Origin of the sequence: Acinetobacter sp. NIPH 2699, assembly GCF_022549355.1 — a bacterium.
Classification (GTDB): domain Bacteria; phylum Pseudomonadota; class Gammaproteobacteria; order Pseudomonadales; family Moraxellaceae; genus Acinetobacter.
The window spans coordinates 183,923-202,583 of sequence record NZ_JAKZGL010000005.1 but is presented as its reverse complement, the minus strand read 5'-3'; the positions used below and the strand labels follow the sequence as shown (position 1 = coordinate 202,583).

The following is an 18,661-nucleotide window of genomic DNA, read 5'->3' as shown; positions in this document are numbered from 1 at the left end:
GAGCTGCCATGAAAATTTTATCGATCCGACTTAAAAATTTGGCATCTCTTGCAGGTGAACATTTTATTGATTTTGAAACTGAGCCTCTAGCCAATGCTGGACTGATTGCCATTATAGGTAAAACAGGCGCTGGTAAATCCACCATTTTAGATGCGATGTGTCTTGCGCTATTCAATAAAATTCCACGTCTCAAAGACAGTGATGGAAAATTATTGGATGTCGATGGTTCAGAACTTCTTACCAACTCCCCACTTACGGTTTTGCGTCGTGGTACAGGACATGGCTTTGCTGAACTTTGTTTTGTGGCACAAGATCAAAAGCATTATCTAGCGCGGTGGGAAATCAAACGTGCCCGTGAAAATGCCCATGGTAAACTGCAAAGCGTACAGCGCTCGCTGAAATGCCTCACCGATGGTGTGGTGATTGCCGATAAAACCAAAGCAGTCGAAAACCATATTCAGCAAATCACGCAACTCAGTTTTGAGCAATTCACACGTGCGGTACTTTTGGCACAATCAGAGGTCACCGCCTTTCTCAAAGCACGGGATAATGAGCGTGGTGAATTGCTTGAGTATCTGACCAATTCCAGTATCTTCGCAAAAATTGGGCAATTGGCATTTGAGAAAACCAAAGAAATTACCAATCAACGCAAACAGTTGGAAAACGTTTTAGGTCATATTGAAATCCGTTCAGATGAAGAAATCGCAGCACTACACGGCCAATTTCTAGAAGTGCAAAAACAATATCAACAGCTTGAAACAGAAAAAAACCAACTCAAACAACAACAGCAATGGTTTGAACAGCAACATAAGCTGGAAAGTGAGATTGTCTTAAAACAGCAATATCACGACATTCAATTCAAAGCCCATGCAAGCTTAGCCGCAGATCGTCAACGGCTGGTACAACTTGAGACGTTCTCTGGTATACGCCCAGTGATCTTTCAACAGCAGCAAATTCAAAAAAATCAACAGCAGCTCGAACCACAGATTCAGCAAAAGCAAAATAGCTTCACTGCTTTGACGACTCAATTCCAACAAGAGAAAACGCTTTATACCCAAGCAGAAACAGCACTACAGCAGTTCCAAGCCTTTGAACAAATGCATCAAAATGAACTGACTCAATTGCGTAAATATATACAAGAGCGTGAGTATATCGGTGAAGAATATAAAAAGACCAAAAGCAGATTAATCCAAATTGAAAACCAGCAACAACCGTTACAGGCTCAGCAGCAACAGTTTGAGCAAAACATTCAAAACCTAGTACAACAACAAAGCATTTGCACTGAGCAACTACAACAAAGCACGCAATTTTCGGCTTTAGATAAAGGTTTAAATGCACATATCCAACAGCTCCAACAATTTATTCAGCAATACCAAAAAGCCGAAAATACGTTAGGCAATATTCAACGAGCGCAGACCAAACTCGATCAAGACAAAATTGTGCTAAATGATTTAGTTCAACAATTCGGAACAACACAGCAAATCGAAATGCAACTTGAGCAAAAACAAAAATTAAGAGAACAACAACAGATTCGACTGAACCAGCTCGACCTTATTCAGCAAAAACTACAGCACTATTTTGAGGTGAAAAATGAAGTTGTAGGGTTGAATCACAAACTCAATACCACACAACAGCAATATCAGCAGTTTGAGAAAAATACGCAAAAATCAGAAATTGAGTTTCAAACTGCGAAAATTGAACGTGAAAAACTACAGCTAATCTTGCAACAACAACGTTTATTACATGCTGAAAATATTGAGCATTTACGTGCTGAGTTAAAGCAAGGAGAAGCATGTCTCGTCTGTGGTAGTACCGAACACCCTTATCGCGATGATGAAAGCCAAGTTTCTAAAGCATTGTATGAATTACAACAACAGCAAGAGCAACAAGCGATTCAACACGAACAACAATGCTTCCAACTTTGGCAAAATGCACAACAGCAATTGACTCAGACTCGGGCTGAACAAATACAGCTACAAAACACTTTGCAACAACTCAGTGAAAAATTAAAAACTCAGGATCATCAATTACAGCAACATTTAGTACAATCAAACATTCAACTGGATTTCAATTTAGCTCAGAATGAAATCACCGCATCAGTGCAACTTTTAGTTGCCGAATCGACACAGTCCAAACAACAAATTGAAATAGAGTTACAACGACTCGGACAAGCCAATAAAGATCAACATAACTTAACACAGATCATTCAAAATACACGCCATCAACTTGAATCAATACAGCAATTACAACAACAAATTCAGCATATTATTGCTTGCCTGAATCCTGATGAGAAAATATCGTGGTCTACACAAACCTTGTCATTTTCACAGCATATCTTGCAAAGTTTGCAGCAACGTCAGCAGCAACTCGATCAAGCTGAAAATACAATCAAGCTGAAGGACAATGCTGATCAACAACTGAATTTATTAAAATCAAATTTGGCTGGATTAACCACACAACACACCGAATTGAAGCAACAATTACAAGATACCGAAGCCAAAGGTAAACAAAATACTGAAGCAGCAAACCAACTCATTGTGATCATGACGGGCTTAACTGAGCTAAAAGCCAACGAATGGTTAAATCAACACGATCAACAGCGTCAGCAATTGCAAAGTCAATATCAGAAAATTAAACACAGTTTTGAACAAGCTCGTCAGCACTTCGAACAACAGAAAAATGAACTCGAACTACTCAAAGCTCAATATCAGCAGAATCTAGACTCACTTAAACAATGTAACGCTGAAGTAGCAACATGGTTAAATCAACATCAACATTTTGAAGAAAAGCAGCTCAGTGAACTGCTGGCAATTTCATCGACACAAGAACAGCAGATTCGTTCAGCGATACAAAATGCAGATCGTGGATTAAATGAAGCCACTTCAGCGCTTAAGACGATTCAAGAACAGCTAAATGTACATCTACAACAGCAACCGACTATTCTAGCTGAGCAACTGATTGAGTCGATTCGTTTCAATCAAGAAAATTTACAGCAATGCACGGAACAGCGGGATCAATACAAAGTTCAACTGGAGTTGCACCAGCAAAATCTTGCCAAGCAAAAACAGTTTGCAGATCAAATTCAACAAATTCAGCAACAAGAACATCGCTGGAATAAGATTTCCAGTTTAATTGGTGATTCTAAAGGGAAAGATTTTCGTGATTTAGCCCAGCAATATAATCTCGATATCTTACTGGAATATGCCAATCAACAATTGGCGATGCTATCGCAACGTTATACTCTCAAACGTTTGGATAACTCACTGAGCCTTGCCATTATTGATCATGATATGGACGGTGAAACTCGATCTGTTGCATCACTTTCTGGCGGAGAATCCTTCCTCACTGCCCTTGCGATTTCTTTAGCGATCGCCAATATGGCTTCTGGTTCGATGAAAATCGAATCATTATTTATTGATGAAGGTTTTGGAACACTCGATGCCTCATCTTTGCATATGGTGATGAATGCATTGGACCAATTACAAAGTCAGGGTCGTAAAGTCGTCTTGATCTCGCATATTCAGGAAATGCATGAGCGTATTCCTGTACAAATTCAAGTACAACCAATTGGATCGGGTTCAAGTCGGATTGAAGTGGTGGGATAAACACTAAAAAGCCCCGACATCCTGTCGAGGCTTTTTTAGATTCTGCTAAGGTAAAACTCCTGTCGTACCTGATTCCATTCAACACTCATTATTGTTCTTATACGAAACATCCTGTTCCTGATAAAGCCATATTAGGTTAAAAACTAAAATGTACATAGCCGCTAAATGGAGCATCTCTCGTAAGCCAAAACCTACAAAAGTAGATATTCAACTTTTTGCAGAATAGTCTCGTTCCCCAAATAACGCCGTACCAACTCTGACCATGGTTGAACCTGCTGCAATCGCAGCCTCTAAATCAGCAGACATCCCCATACTCAAAGTATCCCAATCTTCTGGACGAACATGTTGAGATTGCACCTGTTCAAATAAGATTTTCGCATCAGCAAACGCTGCATGATTTTCAGGTGCTGGAATCACCATCAGACCACGTAAACGCACATTTGGAAGTTGGCTGATCTGTTGCACCAACTCAGCAACTTCATCAGGCTGACAACCATCTTTAGAATCTTGACCATCAATATTCACTTGAATACAAATATTTAAAGGGGGTTGACCTTCTAAACGTTGATTGGATAAACGCTCAGCAATAATGAAACGATCTACCCCATGTACCCAGTCAAACTTTTCAGCTAAGTGTTTGGTTTTATTGCGCTGTACATGCCCAATGAAATGCCATTCTATTTCCAAATCTTGTAATTCATCGATTTTCGCTAAGGCTTCCTGTAAATAGTTCTCCCCAAAACTGCGTTGTCCAGCCGTATACATTTCTCGGAGAGTACTACTCGGATGCGTTTTGGAGACAGCCAATAATTGTACAGATGCTGCCGTTCGATTAACCCGCTGACAAACCTGTTCAATTTGGTTAAATACATGTTGGCGCTGCTGTTGGAGTAAATTCATTGACACAGTTCTCATTCACGACATCTTTTTTTGTATATCAACAATCAGAGGTCTTGGTAAGCTTCGGGGAAAGTCTTATATTATTCTACAAAATAATGAATTACTTTTTAATTGTTTCGGGGATATTATGGATATCACAGAGTTACTCGCCTTTTCAGTAAAAAATGGTGCTTCGGATTTGCACCTTTCGGCGGGAATGCCACCGATGATTCGTGTAGATGGTGAGGTTCGCCGCATTAATCTACCAGCCTTAGAGCACAAAGATGTCCATCGTCTAGTCTATGACATCATGAATGATAAACAACGTCGTGATTTTGAAGAAGACCTTGAAACCGACTTTTCATTTGAAGTCCCAAATATTGCTCGTTTCCGTGTTAACGCATTTAACCAAAACCGTGGTGCTGGTGCTGTCTTTCGTACCATTCCATCCAAAGTGTTAACGATGGAAGACTTAGGTTTAGGCACCATTTTTAAGCAAATTTGTGATTACCCACGTGGTATTGTACTGGTAACAGGGCCAACAGGTTCAGGTAAATCCACTACCCTTGCGGCGATGATCGACTATATCAACGAAAATCGTTATGACCATATTTTAACTGTTGAAGACCCAATCGAATTTGTACACCAGTCTAAAAAGTGTCTGATCAACCAGCGTGAAGTACACCGTGATACGCATGGCTTTAATGAAGCACTACGTTCTGCACTGCGTGAAGATCCTGATATTATTCTGGTCGGTGAGATGCGTGACTTAGAAACCATTCGTCTTGCATTAACCGCAGCGGAAACAGGTCACTTGGTTTTTGGTACGCTGCATACCACCTCTGCTGCCAAAACCATTGACCGTGTGATCGACGTGTTCCCTGCTGAAGAAAAAGACATGGTTCGTGCGATGTTATCCGAATCATTACAAGCGGTTATTTCCCAGACCCTATTGAAAAAGAATGGCGGTGGTCGTGTGGCTGCGCACGAGATCATGATCGGGATTCCTGCAATCCGTAACCTTGTCCGTGAAAATAAAGTGGCGCAAATGTACTCTGCGATTCAGACTGGCGCTAACTACGGCATGACGACACTCGATCAAAGTCTGAAAACACTGGTTGCTAAAGGCATGATTAGCCCTCAAACGGCACGTACGGCCGCTAAACAACCAGAATCATTCCTATAAAAAATACAAAAGGATTAGAGAAATCTCATGGACTTTAATGACTTGCTCAATTTGATGATTCAGCAAAATGCATCGGACTTATTTGTCACTGATGATGTAGAACCATCAATGAAAATTAACGGACAAATTATCCCTGTAGCCAAAACAAAATTATCAGGTGAAATCGTCGGTCAGTTGCTACATTCAATTATGAGTGATAAACAACGTAGAGAATTTGCTGAAACACGTGAATGTAACTTCGCGATTATGAACCGTGAAAAAACAGCGCGATTCCGTGTCAGTGCTTTTCAACAACGTGATATGCCAGGGATGGTATTACGTCGCATTGAAACCGTCATTCCAACGATGGATGAGCTAAAACTTCCGACCGTACTCAAAGATCTTGCCATGACCAAACGCGGCATTATTATCTTTGTCGGCGCAACAGGAACAGGTAAGTCAACTTCTTTGGCTTCGATGATTGGCTTCCGTAATCATAATTCAAAAGGTCATATTATTACCATCGAGGATCCAATTGAATTTGTACATCAACATGCAGGCTGTATCGTGACTCAACGCGAAGTCGGTATTGATACAGACTCATTTGAGGTTGCCTTAAAAAATACTCTACGTCAGGCACCTGATGTTATTTTGATTGGTGAGATTCGTTCTCGTGAGACCATGGACTATGCGATTGCCTTCGCAGAAACGGGACACTTAGTACTCGCAACCTTGCATGCGAACAATGCCAACCAAGCACTAGATCGTATCATTCACTTTTTTGAAGCTGATCGTCATACGCAGTTATATATGGATTTGTCGCTGAATTTAAAAGCCATGGTTGCGCAACAATTGATTCCAACACCAGATGGCAATTCACGCCGCGCGGCAATTGAAGTATTAATCAATACACCATTATTGGCTGACTATATCCGTAAAGGTGAAATTCATGAGATTAAAGATCTGATGAAACGTTCACGTGAGCTCGGCATGCAAACCTTTGACCAAGCATTATTTGACCTCTATAAAGCAGGTGAAATTACCTATAAAGATGCACTCAAACATGCAGACTCACCAAACGATTTGCGCCTCACCATTAAACTTTCCGAAGAAGGTGCAGATCAACTCTTAAATGCCAGCAAAAATATTACCTTTGATGGTCAATAGTTTTCTGAAGCCCATGAAAAAAGGAAGGTTTTTGTAACCTTCCTTTTTTTAATTGTTCATTTTTAGTGAACTCATCAATTTTAACCGAATAAAACTTATTTTTTACGATAAGCCTCTTGGCATTCAGTATCTTTGCAATAGCCATATAGATTCAGAGAGTGTCCAGTTAAAGTAAAACCATGATTTTCTGCAACTAAATGCTGCTCTCTTTCAATAATATCATTTGTAAATTCAATCACTTTATTACAGTTCAAGCAAACTAAATGATCGTGATGATCTTCTTGCATGATTTCAAAAACGGAATGATTATTTTCAAAATGATGGCGCTGAATGATACCTGCAGCTTCGAATTGTGTTAACACACGGTAAACAGTCGCTAAGCCTACATCTTCACCTTGTTCAAGCAAAGTTTTATAAATATCTTCTGCACTTAAATGGTGTTGTTTTGAATTTTCTAATAATTCCAAAATCTTAATACGAGGAAGGGTAACTTTAAGTCCAGCTTTGCGTAAGTCTTGATTGGAAATAGGCATGAAAAAAGGTCTCTCAACAAATTTTAAGTTGGAATAGGAAATAGAGTTTAGATGCAGTATGATCTATCCTCGGATCAAATGCATCATCATTTATCAGGATAGTGTAGCAAAATGCAAAAAATCATGCTGACGTTATTCGTCACTTCAGTACTAAGCGGTTGTTCTGTCTTTGGTGTTTATAAAGTCGACATTCCACAAGGAACGCCCTTAACCAAGGCACAAGCAACTCAGGTACAAGTCGGCATGAGTTTCCAGCAAGTCCGTTTCTTGCTCGGAAGCCCGACCGTTTCAGATCCACTGAATCCTCAACGTTGGGACTATATTTACAACTATATCCCAGGCACTTATGCAAAAAAAGCAAAAATACCTGCAGCACACGGTCAACATCTAAAAATTTACTTTGATGCAAATGGAAATGTAGAACGTATCGAAGGTTTAGATACGATTCCAGAATCACAACCGGGTTTACCCGCATCAAAAGAAGCGATTTTGACTGCACCGCCACTATAGTCACTTTGCTATAAAATAAAACCCCTCATCGAAGCATTCCTGAGGGGTTTTATTTATTAAGCTCATAGTTTGAAACGATTACCTTTGGCAAAACGTCCTACTGGGTTTTTAGCCGCTCGTTTACGTCGAATATCGTTTGGATTAATCGTCAACGCACGGTAAATTTCAACCCGATCGCCAACTTGCAATACGGTTTCAGCTTCAATCTTTGTCCCAAAGATACCTAGCTGTAAAGGTTCAGGTAAATTGACTTGATCTGCTAAACCACTGTTCTGAATGGCTTGTAATGCCGTCATTCCTTCAACAAATGCAACCGCAATATGAAACTGTTGCTCAGGGTTGCTAAAGGCAACCCAAACTTGCTTCACCTGTTCCATTAAAGACTCTGTCCGATCACAGCGATGGCAGCAACAAGAATTGAAAGCGGTAAGACTACACGTACAGCAATACGCCATAAGTTATAAAACAACTCATTGCTAAAACCCATCGCTTTACGTAAATGACTGATCTTCATAATCCAGCCAGCGAAAACAGCATAAATCAAGCAAATTGCTAAGCCCCATAGCATCAACAGTGTATTAAAGATTTGCTCAACTTGTGGCAGCGCCCACACTGCGATCGCAGCAACAATAACCGCCCATTGGATGACAGGTGCGAGTTGACGTTGTGCTAACTGTTCTCTTGTCAGTTGAATCAGCAATGCCGCTGTCATGATCGCAGCGAAGACCCATGCCAATGCTGGCAACTGAACCTGAACAGAGAAGAAACCAAAAGCAATCACTGCAACTAACTGAGCAACCCAGATAGGTAATACTGCTGTGGTTGCTGCTGTTTGATTTTTCACCGCAGATAAACTGCTCTGCCAATACAAACCCAGGCCTAAACCACTTGCGACTAACGCAAGAACAGTGGCATTGCCCCACTCTTTGAATTCAACACCAGTCCAATGCCATGCTTGCAACTCAGTTCCCAGTACATTGGCAAGTACAAAAGCAGCGATAACACCCAGTGTAGTCAGACCAATGAGGAACTGGCGAGGAATAAAAGACAATCCAAGCGCGACCACAGCAAATATCGCAAATAAGATTTGGTTAGGCGTATCTAAAACAAGTTGTTGCTTCACAATCCCTGTGACTGTGCTTAAAACACTACCAGCAAAAAATGGGACAAAAACAACAGCCAACCAACCCACAATTCGCCATCTTGGCGATGCATCAGCATCACGTGTCAGCGTGGACAGTGCCTGCAATGCAGTGGTCTGTGAACGCTTTGCTAAAGCAATTTCAAGATAAGCAATGGGTAATGCCAATAAAAACATTGTGCCTAACCATAACAACCAAAAATCCAATTGACGGTCAATTTGGACTCCAACTGTAGGGGCTAAAGTGGTAATCATGACAAAAGATAAGCAAAACGCCATCACTGGAGCCAACCAGCGTGACAGAGTTGTGTCCTGCATAATGCATTCCTTGAAAAATCTTTGAACTCATTGCACTTTATGGTGTTTGCAATGAAATATTCAATCTATTTTGCCTTTCTCAAGCCTGAAAATCAAAATAAAAGATAGCAAAAGAAAAAGGCAAACCACCAGCGAGATGATTTGCCGCGCATGAATTATTATTTTACTCATTAGACCCCTTATTTACACTGATACTCACCTTATTATTTTTCTATGATAAAGGGTCTTTTTTTATTATCTTATTTTTATGAGAAAAATCTAGAAAACCAGTTTTTCCCTTTTTTCTTTTCATTGTCTTTAATGATACCAAGCATATTTTCTTTGACTGCTCCTACATAATCAGCATCATCATGACGGATATGATTAATGAGCCATTTCGAGAGTGCTTCATGCAACTCATTATCTATTTCCTGTCCCAATTCAAAGCGTTCTCGATATACTTCTATCTTTTTGATAAATAAGTCATGTACACGTTTATGAGGTACACGATATTTATAGTTCGCTTCTTCTTGTAAGCTTTCTTCAAAGGTAAAATGTGATTGGGTATAATCAATAATATTATCCAAAACACCTTTCATTTTTACCCGATCATTGCCATGTTTTAACTCATTTATTTCATTAATATAATCTAGAATACGACGATGTTGATCATCAATAACCTCGATACCTGTATTATATTCAACAGACCATTTCATCCCCAAAAATCCCCCAAGATCAATATTATTTATTGAATAAGAGAATACTAGCGAGAAAATAAACAAATAAAAACAAAGTGTTTTTGTCAGATTTTACATATTTTTCAAACAAATAAATTAACCTATTGTTTTATCTTTATTTTAATTTCTTTACCTATCAAAACACTCAAGTATTTTTTAACCAATTAGAAAAATTAACCCTATAATTTAATTAAAATATAGCTGAGATATACACCTTTAAATTTAAAAAAGTGTCTATTTTCGTCAAGTATTCTTTTATTTAGAGATTAATACTGATCAGCTTTAGTCACACGTTTTAGGGCAGGGTTTTCAGCTTCACGAATAAGGCGTTCAACTCGCGTTAAGGCATGCTTAATCGGCTTACCATGCTGAAATAAAATCATTTCACCCGCTTGGTATGCTGTCCATGCTTCATTATGCGTCAGCGGCTCTGTAGTGATCACAGCAACACGATCCTCTGGTGTGGTGACCTCACTGAAATCAACCGCAACATCTAGGTCAATGAGATGTGCATTTTGAAATGGGTACTCTCGTACCAACCAATGCAGCTTCGTCGTGGCATAACTAAATAATGCTTGACCATTGGATAAGCAGAAATTAAATGTGCCATGTTCAGCAATTTGTGGCGCAACACGCTCTAACAGAGAAAAAATATCTTCTAGACTCGGCTCTGTATATCCAAACGCTTCGACCATTTGATCTAATAAATAGCAAAATGCACGTTCGCTATCGGTATTCCCGACTGGCTCAAACCGTCCGCTTAGCTCAGGTTTAAACTCATGCAAATCGCCATTATGAGCAAAAATCCAATGTCTTCCCCATAACTCGCGCAAAAAGGGATGAGAATTTTCGAGATTGATTTTACCTTGCGTGGCTTTTCGAATATGTGCAATCACATTACGAGATTTAATCGGATAGTTACGAATCAAATCTGCAATTGGAGATTCCACTGCTGATTGGTTATCGACAAATAAGCGGCAAGCTTTATCTTCAAAAAAAGCGATGCCAAAACCATCACAATGATCAGACGTGACCCCTGCTCGTTGTGAAAAACCACGAAAAGAAAACGTAATATCTGTCGGGGTAGCGCAATTCATTCCTAATAGCTGGCACATATCTTTTAACTATCTAACATCTGCACCTATTGTGCATGAGGTATTGATCGCTTGTAAATCTTAATATGTGCTCACTATTGGATTAAGAATGATATAACTAACGCTGAACCATCTTGTTCATCACAAAAGAAGTTGCAATTTTATTCACTTCTAAAAATACAAAATAATCTAGGCACTTAAAATCTTCATCATAAAACGCTTGTTTGGATAACTTCGACTGCATCCCTAAATAAGTCTGAAATAGTTTAGGCATACGTTCGTCTTGCGGAAAACTATAGTCAGGACGTTCTGGTTCAAAGGCACGTTTTGAACGAATATCAATGCTCTGATGTTCAGCAAGTTGTTGAACTTGACGGTGCGTATAATAGGCACGAGCCAAATTATCTTCAAGATGAATACTGACGCAACCCATTAAATACTTGGCACGCATTGACCAAAGGACTTTTGGGGCTAAATTCAGCCATAACATTGATAAAGCTTTACCTGAGCGAAATTGTGGATGAACACAGGTCCGTCCGATTTCTAATACATTCGGTAAATGCGAAAAATGTGGAACCACATCAAACTCTTTTGCACTATAACTTTGTCCGATTTCATGACCTTGGAACAATTTAAGACGTGTATAAGCTACGATCTCTCCTGTCCATTTCTCACGTAACACGGCATGTTCACAACCAAAATCATAAAGATCTTGATCAAGTCCATCTTCAAAAGTCATCCCAAATTGATGACTAAATTGTGTTGCTCTAAAGCGTTGTACTTGTTGTAATTCTTTTAGATTATCCACCCATTCAAAACGGAATTGGGTTTGTGAAGGTTTCTGGCGTAAAGGTAAAGTCAAATTTTGACGATATTGGTTTAATTTTTCTAGCATAATGAAAGCTCCTTATGACTAGAATTACCTTAAATCTCTTAAATGACATTGCCATGACTAAAACATGAACAGGTGATGACAAAAAAGAGACCTACATGAGGTCTCTTTGATCTTTGTTTGAATATTTAATGCTTAGCCCGATTGGTAATCAACGTCCCAACCCCATGATCGGTAAAGATTTCCAATAAAGTTGCATGTGGTACACGACCATCGACGATATGCGCACTGACAACACCACCTTTTACCGCATCCAGCGCACAACCGACTTTAGGAATCATACCACCATAAATCACACCTGTTTCGATTAAACGATCAACTTCTTGCGTACTTAACCCAGTCAACAAGTTTTTGTTTTCGTCTAATACACCAGTGATATTGGTGAGTAAAATAAGCTTCTCAGCACCTAAGGCTTCTGCCACTTTGCCTGCAACAAGGTCAGCATTGATATTATAAGTATTACCTGCGTCATCAACACCCAACGGCGCAATCACAGGAATAAAATCACCTTGGGTAAACATCTCAAGCACGTCAGTTTTAACACCAGTGACTTCACCAACCATGCCCAAATCAATTTGAGAAATTGAACCATCCGCTTCTTGCTTTTCCATTAACAATTTACGCGCGCGAAGTAGATTACCATCTTTACCTGTTAAACCGATTGCACGACCACCATGTTGATTAATCAAATTCACGATCGATTTGTTAACACTTCCACCCAAAACCATTTCTACAACTTCCATCGTCGCTTGGTCGGTTACACGCATCCCATCAATACGATCGGACTCTTGTCCTAAACGCTTTAATAATGAGTCAACTTGAGGGCCACCACCATGTACTACAATTGGATTCAAACCGACTGTTTTTAATAGCACGATGTCACGAGCAAATGAACTTTCCAACTCTGGATCAGTCATGGCATTGCCACCATATTTCACCACCAAGGTTTTACCAGCAAAACGTTGGATGTACGGCAAAGCTTCAATTAAAATTTTAGCCTTATCAACGCCGATATGCTCGTGAGGTGGCATGTATCTCTCCTTATTAAGCCTGTGCGAGTTCTTGTGCAATTAAAGGATATTGGTCTTGCAACATAGAAACAAATTCTTGGCGAATTTCAATTAATCGATCTGGATGATCTGCATCAAAACGAACAGTAAAATATTCACCCGTATTGGATGCTCGAATAATGCCAAAACCATCGTCAAAATCAAGTCTTACACCATCAATTTTACTTAAACGGGCATCTAAACCACGGCTTAAAATCTCAATATCATTTAAAACCTGTTTAGGATTCGCCTCGTGCGTACTAATATAAGTATCTTCTGTACAATATCGTTCAGGATAAATGGCGAATAATTCCGAAAGGCTGATGGCATTGGATTGGATAAAATATTCCATCACACGGAGTGCAGCATATAAACCATCGTCATAACCAAAACCACGACCATCATTGAAGACATAGTGACCCGCAAACTCCCCGCCAAATACAGCTTCACCTTGTGATTGCGATAAATAGGCACGTAAAAAACTACTGCCAGTACGAATCATTTTGGCGTGTCCATCGAGTTGCTGCACAGTATCAGCCACCATACGAGAACACTTCACATCAAATACGATTTCTTTATGCGGATGCTGTAACAAGCACATTTGTGCAAATAAAGACAGTAACCGATCAGGGCTAATAATATGCGCATGTTCATCTAGCAGAACCACACGATCCCCATCCCCATCTAAAGCGATCCCGATATCTGCTTTTTCAGAAATAATTGTGGTTTGTAATTGTGTTAAATGTGCTGCATGTGATGGATCAGGTGCATGATCTGGAAAATGTCCATTTGCCTCACAACGTAATGCGATCACTTCACAACCTAACTTTTCTAAGACCCGCTTTGCACAACGACCTGCCGAACCATGTAAAGCATCTAATACCACTTTTAAAGGACGTGATAACTGAATATCACTTAATAATGATTGCTGGTATTGCAAACAATATTCAGGCATAAATTCATGTAAAACATCCTCTAAATCATGCGCTTGTTGCAAGCTAGGCAAAGAGACTTCAGCCAATTGGGCAATATGTTGTATTGCATCTGGATTTGGTGGTTCACCTGTTAAAATCCACTTAATCCCATTATCCGACTTTGGATTATGACTTGCAGTAACCATAATGCCATTGCCACCATAATCACGAGCAAGATAGTACATCATCGGTGATGAACAACAACCAATATTGGTAACGCTAAAGCCTTGTTGTTCAAATATTTGCTGAATAATATTGGCATAAGTTGGACTGGTTAAACGCGCATCGTACCCTATTACGATTTGGTTTTGTTCAGCTTTTTTATACTGTAGTACTAAAGCGTGGGCGATTGAATGAATAATATGAGGTGTAAGATTACTCAGTTTGCCACGGATATCATAAGCACGAAAAATATTCAGAGGAAATGTATGTTTTATATTCACAGTAAGCCCCTATTTTTTATAATCGCAAGACTATTCAAAAAATAATACTATTAAGAAATTAACGCACCTTTATTGAGAAAAATTAAAATAAATCGTCAGCTGCTTTTTAATATAAATTTAAGTAACAATCAACATGAGAAATGCAATGTTTTTCAGCAAAACATTGCATTTAAAGTGATAATTACCGAAAAATTACTGTTGCCCTGTATGCCCAAAACCACCAGCACCACGCTCAGTTGCAACAAATTCACTTACTTGCTCAAACGCTGCTTGGACCACTGGTACAAGCACATATTGTGCTAAACGCTCACCTGGCTCTAAACGGAATGTATTCTGTCCACGATTCCAAACAGACACCATCAACTCACCTTGGTAGTCAGAGTCAATTAAACCAACCAAGTTACCCAATACAATACCATGCTTATGACCTAGACCTGAACGCGGTAAAATCAAACCTGCAAAATTTGGATCTTCAATATAAATCGCCAAACCAGTTTTGACTAAAACCGTTTCACCCGCGGCAATGTCAATGGCTTCATCTAAACAAGCACGTAAATCTAAACCTGCTGAACCCGTCGTTGCATAAGCAGGCAATGCCCACTCTTGACCTAAACGTGCATCTAATACTTTAACTTGGACTTTCATTCCGACTTCCTACTTACAATTTCTTAACGTTTCAATAAAGCTTTTAAATTGGCGAGATAATGTTGTGCCTGTTCTTTCGGATCAACATTTGGCGCAAGCTTCTTCTTGCGACCATGCCATTCCAACTCATCTTGCGGTAACTCATCCAAGAAACGACTTGGTGTCATTTGACGCATTTGTCCACCATTTTTACGCTGCTCTGCAAGTGTCAGCGTCAAACCTTGACGAGCACGAGTAATTCCCACGTACATCAAACGGCGTTCTTCTTCGATGGTTTCGGCTGCAATTGAGTTTTTATGTGGCAGTAACTCTTCTTCCAAACCAATCATATAGACATAAGGAAATTCCAAACCTTTTGCTGCATGTAGCGTCAATAGGTTCACTTTATCTGTATCTTCTTCCTCTTGTTGCTGTTCCAGCATATCCAACAAGACCAGTTTACGAATCACGCTTTCGATATTTTTCTCATCGACATCGTCAGCACGATTGATCAGGTTTTGGATACTGGTGTAGAGCGTCTCAATATTATCGATCTTGGTTTTTTCTTGTGCAGGTGTTGCCGCTTGTTCACGTACATAATCAATATAGCCAGCTTCATTGATCATCTGACGAACCTTCGGTACAGGTTCATCATCATCTAACAGTTCACGCGTGAATGTTGCAATAAAATCTGCGAATTCATGTAATTGTGTTGTTGCTTTCTTTGGCAATACCATCGACAGACGTTGATCTGATGATGCTGTCAGCAATGACAAGGTATTTTCTTGCGCAAATAATCCGAGCTTTTCTAAGGTGACAGGACCAATGGCGCGTTTGGGCGTATTAATAATCCGTAAAAAAGCACTGTCGTCTTCAGGATTGATGATTAACCGTAAATAGCTCATCACATCTTTGATTTCAGCACGCGCAAAGAAGGATTGACCACCTGATAATTTATACGGAATTTGTAGCTGACGCAGTTGTGTTTCTAAGACACGTGCTTGGAAATTTCCACGATAGAGCACCGCATAATCTTTCCAGCTTTTACCATTCATGAGCTTATGTGTGATTAAGTCTTTCACCACACGCTCGGCTTCATCATCATCATTTAAACAGGTAATAATACGAATGGTTTCGCCATGGCCTTTATCACTCCACAGTTTCTTGTCAAAAATGTGTGGATTATTTTCAATCACGGCATTGGCCGCTTTTAAAATACGGCTGGTTGAGCGATAGTTTTGCTCAAGCTTAATCACTTTTAAGTTATGAAAATCCTCTTTGAGTAAAGCCATGTTCTCAGGCTTTGCTCCACGCCATGCATAAATGGACTGATCATCATCCCCCACCGCAGTGAACTGTCCCATCACCCCGACCAAGAGCTTGACTAAAGTATATTGCGCTGTGTTGGTATCTTGATATTCATCCACCAATAAATAACGGACACGGTTTTGCCACTTATCTCTCACCTCAGCATTTTCCTGAAGTAAGCGGGTTGGCATCACAATCAAATCATCAAAATCAACCGCATTATAAGCACGCAAGTTTCGCTCATACAGTTGGTATAAATGTGCAAGCTGAACATCATCCACCGTTTCACAGGTTGAATGCGCATGTTCAGGCAAAACCAGATCATTTTTCCAATCTGAAATTTTTCTCATGGCCTTTGCGATCAAATCTTTGCTTTCAGCACCGGATAAATTGTCACGCTGCATCAAATCCATCAAAATTCGTTTACAGTCATCTGCATCTAAGATCGAGAAATTGGCTTTAAGCGGCAAATTTTTTAATTCTAAACGTAACAAATTTAAGCCAAAGGTATGGAAAGTCGAAACAGAAAGTCCTTTTGCTTCTTCACGAGAAAGTAGCTTACTCACACGCTCTTTCATTTCACGTGCAGCTTTATTGGTAAAAGTCATTGCCGTGATACGGTAGGCAGGAATACCACACTGCTGTACCAAAAAAGCAACTTTCCTCGTAATTACTGAGGTTTTACCTGAACCTGCACCTGCAAGTACCAACAAAGGCCCTTGAACATATTTCATGGCTTCAAGTTGCTTGTCATTCAATTGACTGGCAGATGACATCGTTGTAATACCTCTCACGTTTCCGAGCATGATTATAGACATCTCTGTTTTATAATCCCAATAATAAATCTTGGGATATGTATAAATTATGATGTCTTGCCTGAGGGTCTGTTGACATTTCAGCCATGCATTGCGTTATCGACTAAAACGACTCAAACAAGGCATGAAACGCAGACAATGGCGATCCCCTTGTCAAGTTTCATAACGAAGTTTGGGGAAGTTTTAGCCATAACCCTGCGGGACAGGGACATTTTTTGCCGCTACTTCGTTATGCTTTGCTCATTTAGAATAGCTAAATCTCGCAAAGCATGTCTTGCATCGTCTAAAAAATGGCCTCTGTCGCAAGCATCTGTGAAATGCCAACAGCCCCTCTATTACGCCACAGCTTGTCGCAAGAATTGTAGGCAATAAAAAAACCACCCGAAGGTGGTTCTTTAAAAATCAGTAGAAATTACTGTTTTGCATAAATGCTGATTTCAACACGACGGTTTTGTTCACGACCTGAAGCAGTACTGTTGTCTGCAATCGGATTTGATGAACCATAACCTTGTGCATCAATACGACCACCCGAAACACCTTGACCAGCTAAATAGTTTTTAACTGATTGAGCACGTGCTTGAGATAAAGGAATATTGATAGAATCATTACCTGTGTTATCTGTATAACCTGTTACCAAAATTGCGCTTTGGTTATCTTCACCTAAAACTTGTGCAACTTTGTTTAAAGTCGCATAGAAGTTTGGCTTGATATTTGATTTATTGGTATCAAAAGTGATGCTACCAGGCATAATCAATTGAACAGAACCATCTGGATTACGACCAACGTCTACACCAGTACCCTGCATTTGTTGACGTAGTTTTTTCTCTTTATTGTCAAGGTATAAACCGCCTGCACCACCAAGCACCGCACCAATCGCCGCTGCACGGTTGTTTTGTGAAGATTTGTTTGCATTACCTTTTGATACGCCATAACCTGCTGCTGCACCAATCAATGCACCTAGAGCAGCTTTATCGTACTCTACGCCGCCAATGTTATTACCAGTAGTTTGGCAACCAGAAAGTACCAATCCAGCCCCTACGAGTGTTGAAATCATTAATGCACGCATTGCGTAGCTCCTGTCTATGTATTTTGTTGTCTTGATGAATAATGAATGAGAAAACGATGCCATACCATTGCTATTTTGTTAATAATAAACAGTTTATTTATATTTTTGTAATACTTTGATGCACTTTACTTGAATAAAGCAACACATTTCCTTCATCGTTATAACGTCACTGCTACTCTCAAAAAAGAATATCACCATTTTCATTGTTAAGTTTACTGCATACCCATGTTTCATTCCTAAGTAAAAGCTTTAATATTTTGTAGCAACACACTCAACTCAATTCATCTAAATATATAAAAATTGTCAAGATCCTCAATTATACGGTTGTATTTCAATTTCTGTTGTTTATAGTTGGATCATCT

At 39.6% G+C, this 18,661-nt stretch carries 16 protein-coding genes; 4 read left to right on the top strand and 12 right to left on the bottom strand.

Annotated features, from left to right (window positions below):
- The first annotated feature begins 8 nt into the window (after positions 1-8).
- On the top strand, positions 9-3,605 hold the full coding sequence (locus tag MMP72_RS07460; protein ID WP_241315966.1) for an AAA family ATPase: 3,597 nt from the start codon (positions 9-11) through the stop codon (positions 3,603-3,605).
- A gap of 207 nt (positions 3,606-3,812) precedes the next feature.
- Here MMP72_RS07460 and MMP72_RS07455 read toward each other — a convergent pair whose 3' ends face one another.
- On the bottom strand, positions 3,813-4,505 hold the full coding sequence (locus MMP72_RS07455) for a YggS family pyridoxal phosphate-dependent enzyme (RefSeq protein WP_241315963.1): 693 nt from the start codon (positions 4,503-4,505) through the stop codon (positions 3,813-3,815).
- A gap of 127 nt (positions 4,506-4,632) precedes the next feature.
- Between MMP72_RS07455 and MMP72_RS07450 the strand changes: the two genes are divergently transcribed.
- On the top strand, positions 4,633-5,670 hold the full coding sequence (locus MMP72_RS07450) for a type IV pilus twitching motility protein PilT (protein WP_241315961.1): 1,038 nt from the start codon (positions 4,633-4,635) through the stop codon (positions 5,668-5,670).
- 27 nt (positions 5,671-5,697) lie between these two features.
- Entirely contained in the window at positions 5,698-6,816 is a 1,119-nt protein-coding gene (locus MMP72_RS07445; protein WP_241315959.1) for a PilT/PilU family type 4a pilus ATPase, read from the top strand.
- 95 nt (positions 6,817-6,911) lie between these two features.
- Here the strand turns inward: MMP72_RS07445 and fur are convergent, their stop codons facing one another.
- Positions 6,912-7,349, bottom strand: a complete 438-nt coding sequence (gene fur / locus MMP72_RS07440; RefSeq protein WP_241315957.1) for a ferric iron uptake transcriptional regulator — start codon at positions 7,347-7,349, stop codon at positions 6,912-6,914.
- A 111-nt stretch (positions 7,350-7,460) separates the two neighbouring features.
- Here fur and bamE point away from each other — a divergent pair, with 111 nt between their 5' ends.
- Positions 7,461-7,859: an outer membrane protein assembly factor BamE gene (gene bamE / locus MMP72_RS07435; protein WP_241315956.1), complete on the top strand. Its 399-nt coding sequence runs from the start codon at positions 7,461-7,463 to the stop codon at positions 7,857-7,859.
- A gap of 62 nt (positions 7,860-7,921) precedes the next feature.
- On the opposite strand, the gene MMP72_RS07430 is transcribed toward bamE, so the two are convergent.
- The 10 genes from MMP72_RS07430 to MMP72_RS07385 all read right to left on the bottom strand — a co-directional run bounded on the left by MMP72_RS07430 (position 7,922) and on the right by MMP72_RS07385 (position 18,299).
- Positions 7,922-8,236, bottom strand: coding sequence for an RnfH family protein (locus MMP72_RS07430; protein ID WP_241315955.1), 315 nt, complete (start codon positions 8,234-8,236; stop codon positions 7,922-7,924).
- Positions 8,236-9,318, bottom strand: a complete 1,083-nt coding sequence (locus tag MMP72_RS07425) for a hypothetical protein (RefSeq protein ID WP_241315954.1) — start codon at positions 9,316-9,318, stop codon at positions 8,236-8,238. Before MMP72_RS07425 ends, MMP72_RS07430 begins: the two co-directional genes overlap by 1 nt.
- A gap of 245 nt (positions 9,319-9,563) precedes the next feature.
- Positions 9,564-10,019, bottom strand: coding sequence for a bacteriohemerythrin (locus MMP72_RS07420; protein WP_241315953.1), 456 nt, complete (start codon positions 10,017-10,019; stop codon positions 9,564-9,566).
- A 281-nt stretch (positions 10,020-10,300) separates the two neighbouring features.
- Entirely contained in the window at positions 10,301-11,149 is an 849-nt protein-coding gene (locus MMP72_RS07415) for a class II glutamine amidotransferase (protein ID WP_241315952.1), read from the bottom strand.
- Positions 11,150-11,246: 97 nt separating this feature from the next.
- Complete coding sequence (locus MMP72_RS07410; RefSeq protein WP_241315951.1) at positions 11,247-12,023, bottom strand: GNAT family N-acetyltransferase; 777 nt, start codon at positions 12,021-12,023, stop codon at positions 11,247-11,249.
- Positions 12,024-12,148: 125 nt separating this feature from the next.
- Positions 12,149-13,051: an acetylglutamate kinase gene (argB, locus tag MMP72_RS07405; protein WP_241315950.1), complete on the bottom strand. Its 903-nt coding sequence runs from the start codon at positions 13,049-13,051 to the stop codon at positions 12,149-12,151.
- 13 nt (positions 13,052-13,064) lie between these two features.
- Entirely contained in the window at positions 13,065-14,486 is a 1,422-nt protein-coding gene (locus MMP72_RS07400) for a phosphomannomutase/phosphoglucomutase (RefSeq protein WP_241315949.1), read from the bottom strand.
- Between the two features lie 192 nt (positions 14,487-14,678).
- Positions 14,679-15,131 carry a dUTP diphosphatase gene (gene dut / locus MMP72_RS07395; RefSeq protein ID WP_241315947.1) on the bottom strand — a complete coding sequence of 151 codons (453 nt, stop codon included), beginning with the start codon at positions 15,129-15,131 and terminating at the stop codon, positions 14,679-14,681.
- Positions 15,132-15,154: 23 nt separating this feature from the next.
- Positions 15,155-17,194: a UvrD-helicase domain-containing protein gene (locus MMP72_RS07390; protein ID WP_241315945.1), complete on the bottom strand. Its 2,040-nt coding sequence runs from the start codon at positions 17,192-17,194 to the stop codon at positions 15,155-15,157.
- A gap of 451 nt (positions 17,195-17,645) precedes the next feature.
- Positions 17,646-18,299, bottom strand: coding sequence for an OmpA family protein (locus MMP72_RS07385; protein ID WP_241315943.1), 654 nt, complete (start codon positions 18,297-18,299; stop codon positions 17,646-17,648).
- Positions 18,300-18,661 lie beyond the last annotated feature (362 nt).

What these genes read in the sequence shown, in the direction of transcription:
- MMP72_RS07460 (WP_241315966.1), top strand. Translation starts at nt 9, where the DNA reads ATGAAAATTTTATCGATCCGACTTAAAAATTTGGCATCTCTTGCAGGT.
- MMP72_RS07455 (WP_241315963.1), bottom strand. Translation starts at nt 4,505, where the DNA reads ATGAATTTACTCCAACAGCAGCGCCAACATGTATTTAACCAAATTGAA.
- MMP72_RS07450 (WP_241315961.1), top strand. Translation starts at nt 4,633, where the DNA reads ATGGATATCACAGAGTTACTCGCCTTTTCAGTAAAAAATGGTGCTTCG.
- MMP72_RS07445 (WP_241315959.1), top strand. Translation starts at nt 5,698, where the DNA reads ATGGACTTTAATGACTTGCTCAATTTGATGATTCAGCAAAATGCATCG.
- fur (WP_241315957.1), bottom strand. Translation starts at nt 7,349, where the DNA reads ATGCCTATTTCCAATCAAGACTTACGCAAAGCTGGACTTAAAGTTACC.
- bamE (WP_241315956.1), top strand. Translation starts at nt 7,461, where the DNA reads ATGCAAAAAATCATGCTGACGTTATTCGTCACTTCAGTACTAAGCGGT.
- MMP72_RS07430 (WP_241315955.1), bottom strand. Translation starts at nt 8,236, where the DNA reads ATGGAACAGGTGAAGCAAGTTTGGGTTGCCTTTAGCAACCCTGAGCAA.
- MMP72_RS07425 (WP_241315954.1), bottom strand. Translation starts at nt 9,318, where the DNA reads ATGCAGGACACAACTCTGTCACGCTGGTTGGCTCCAGTGATGGCGTTT.
- MMP72_RS07415 (WP_241315952.1), bottom strand. Translation starts at nt 11,149, where the DNA reads ATGTGCCAGCTATTAGGAATGAATTGCGCTACCCCGACAGATATTACG.
- MMP72_RS07410 (WP_241315951.1), bottom strand. Translation starts at nt 12,023, where the DNA reads ATGCTAGAAAAATTAAACCAATATCGTCAAAATTTGACTTTACCTTTA.
- argB (WP_241315950.1), bottom strand. Translation starts at nt 13,051, where the DNA reads ATGCCACCTCACGAGCATATCGGCGTTGATAAGGCTAAAATTTTAATT.
- dut (WP_241315947.1), bottom strand. Translation starts at nt 15,131, where the DNA reads ATGAAAGTCCAAGTTAAAGTATTAGATGCACGTTTAGGTCAAGAGTGG.
- MMP72_RS07390 (WP_241315945.1), bottom strand. Translation starts at nt 17,194, where the DNA reads ATGTCATCTGCCAGTCAATTGAATGACAAGCAACTTGAAGCCATGAAA.
- MMP72_RS07385 (WP_241315943.1), bottom strand. Translation starts at nt 18,299, where the DNA reads ATGCGTGCATTAATGATTTCAACACTCGTAGGGGCTGGATTGGTACTT.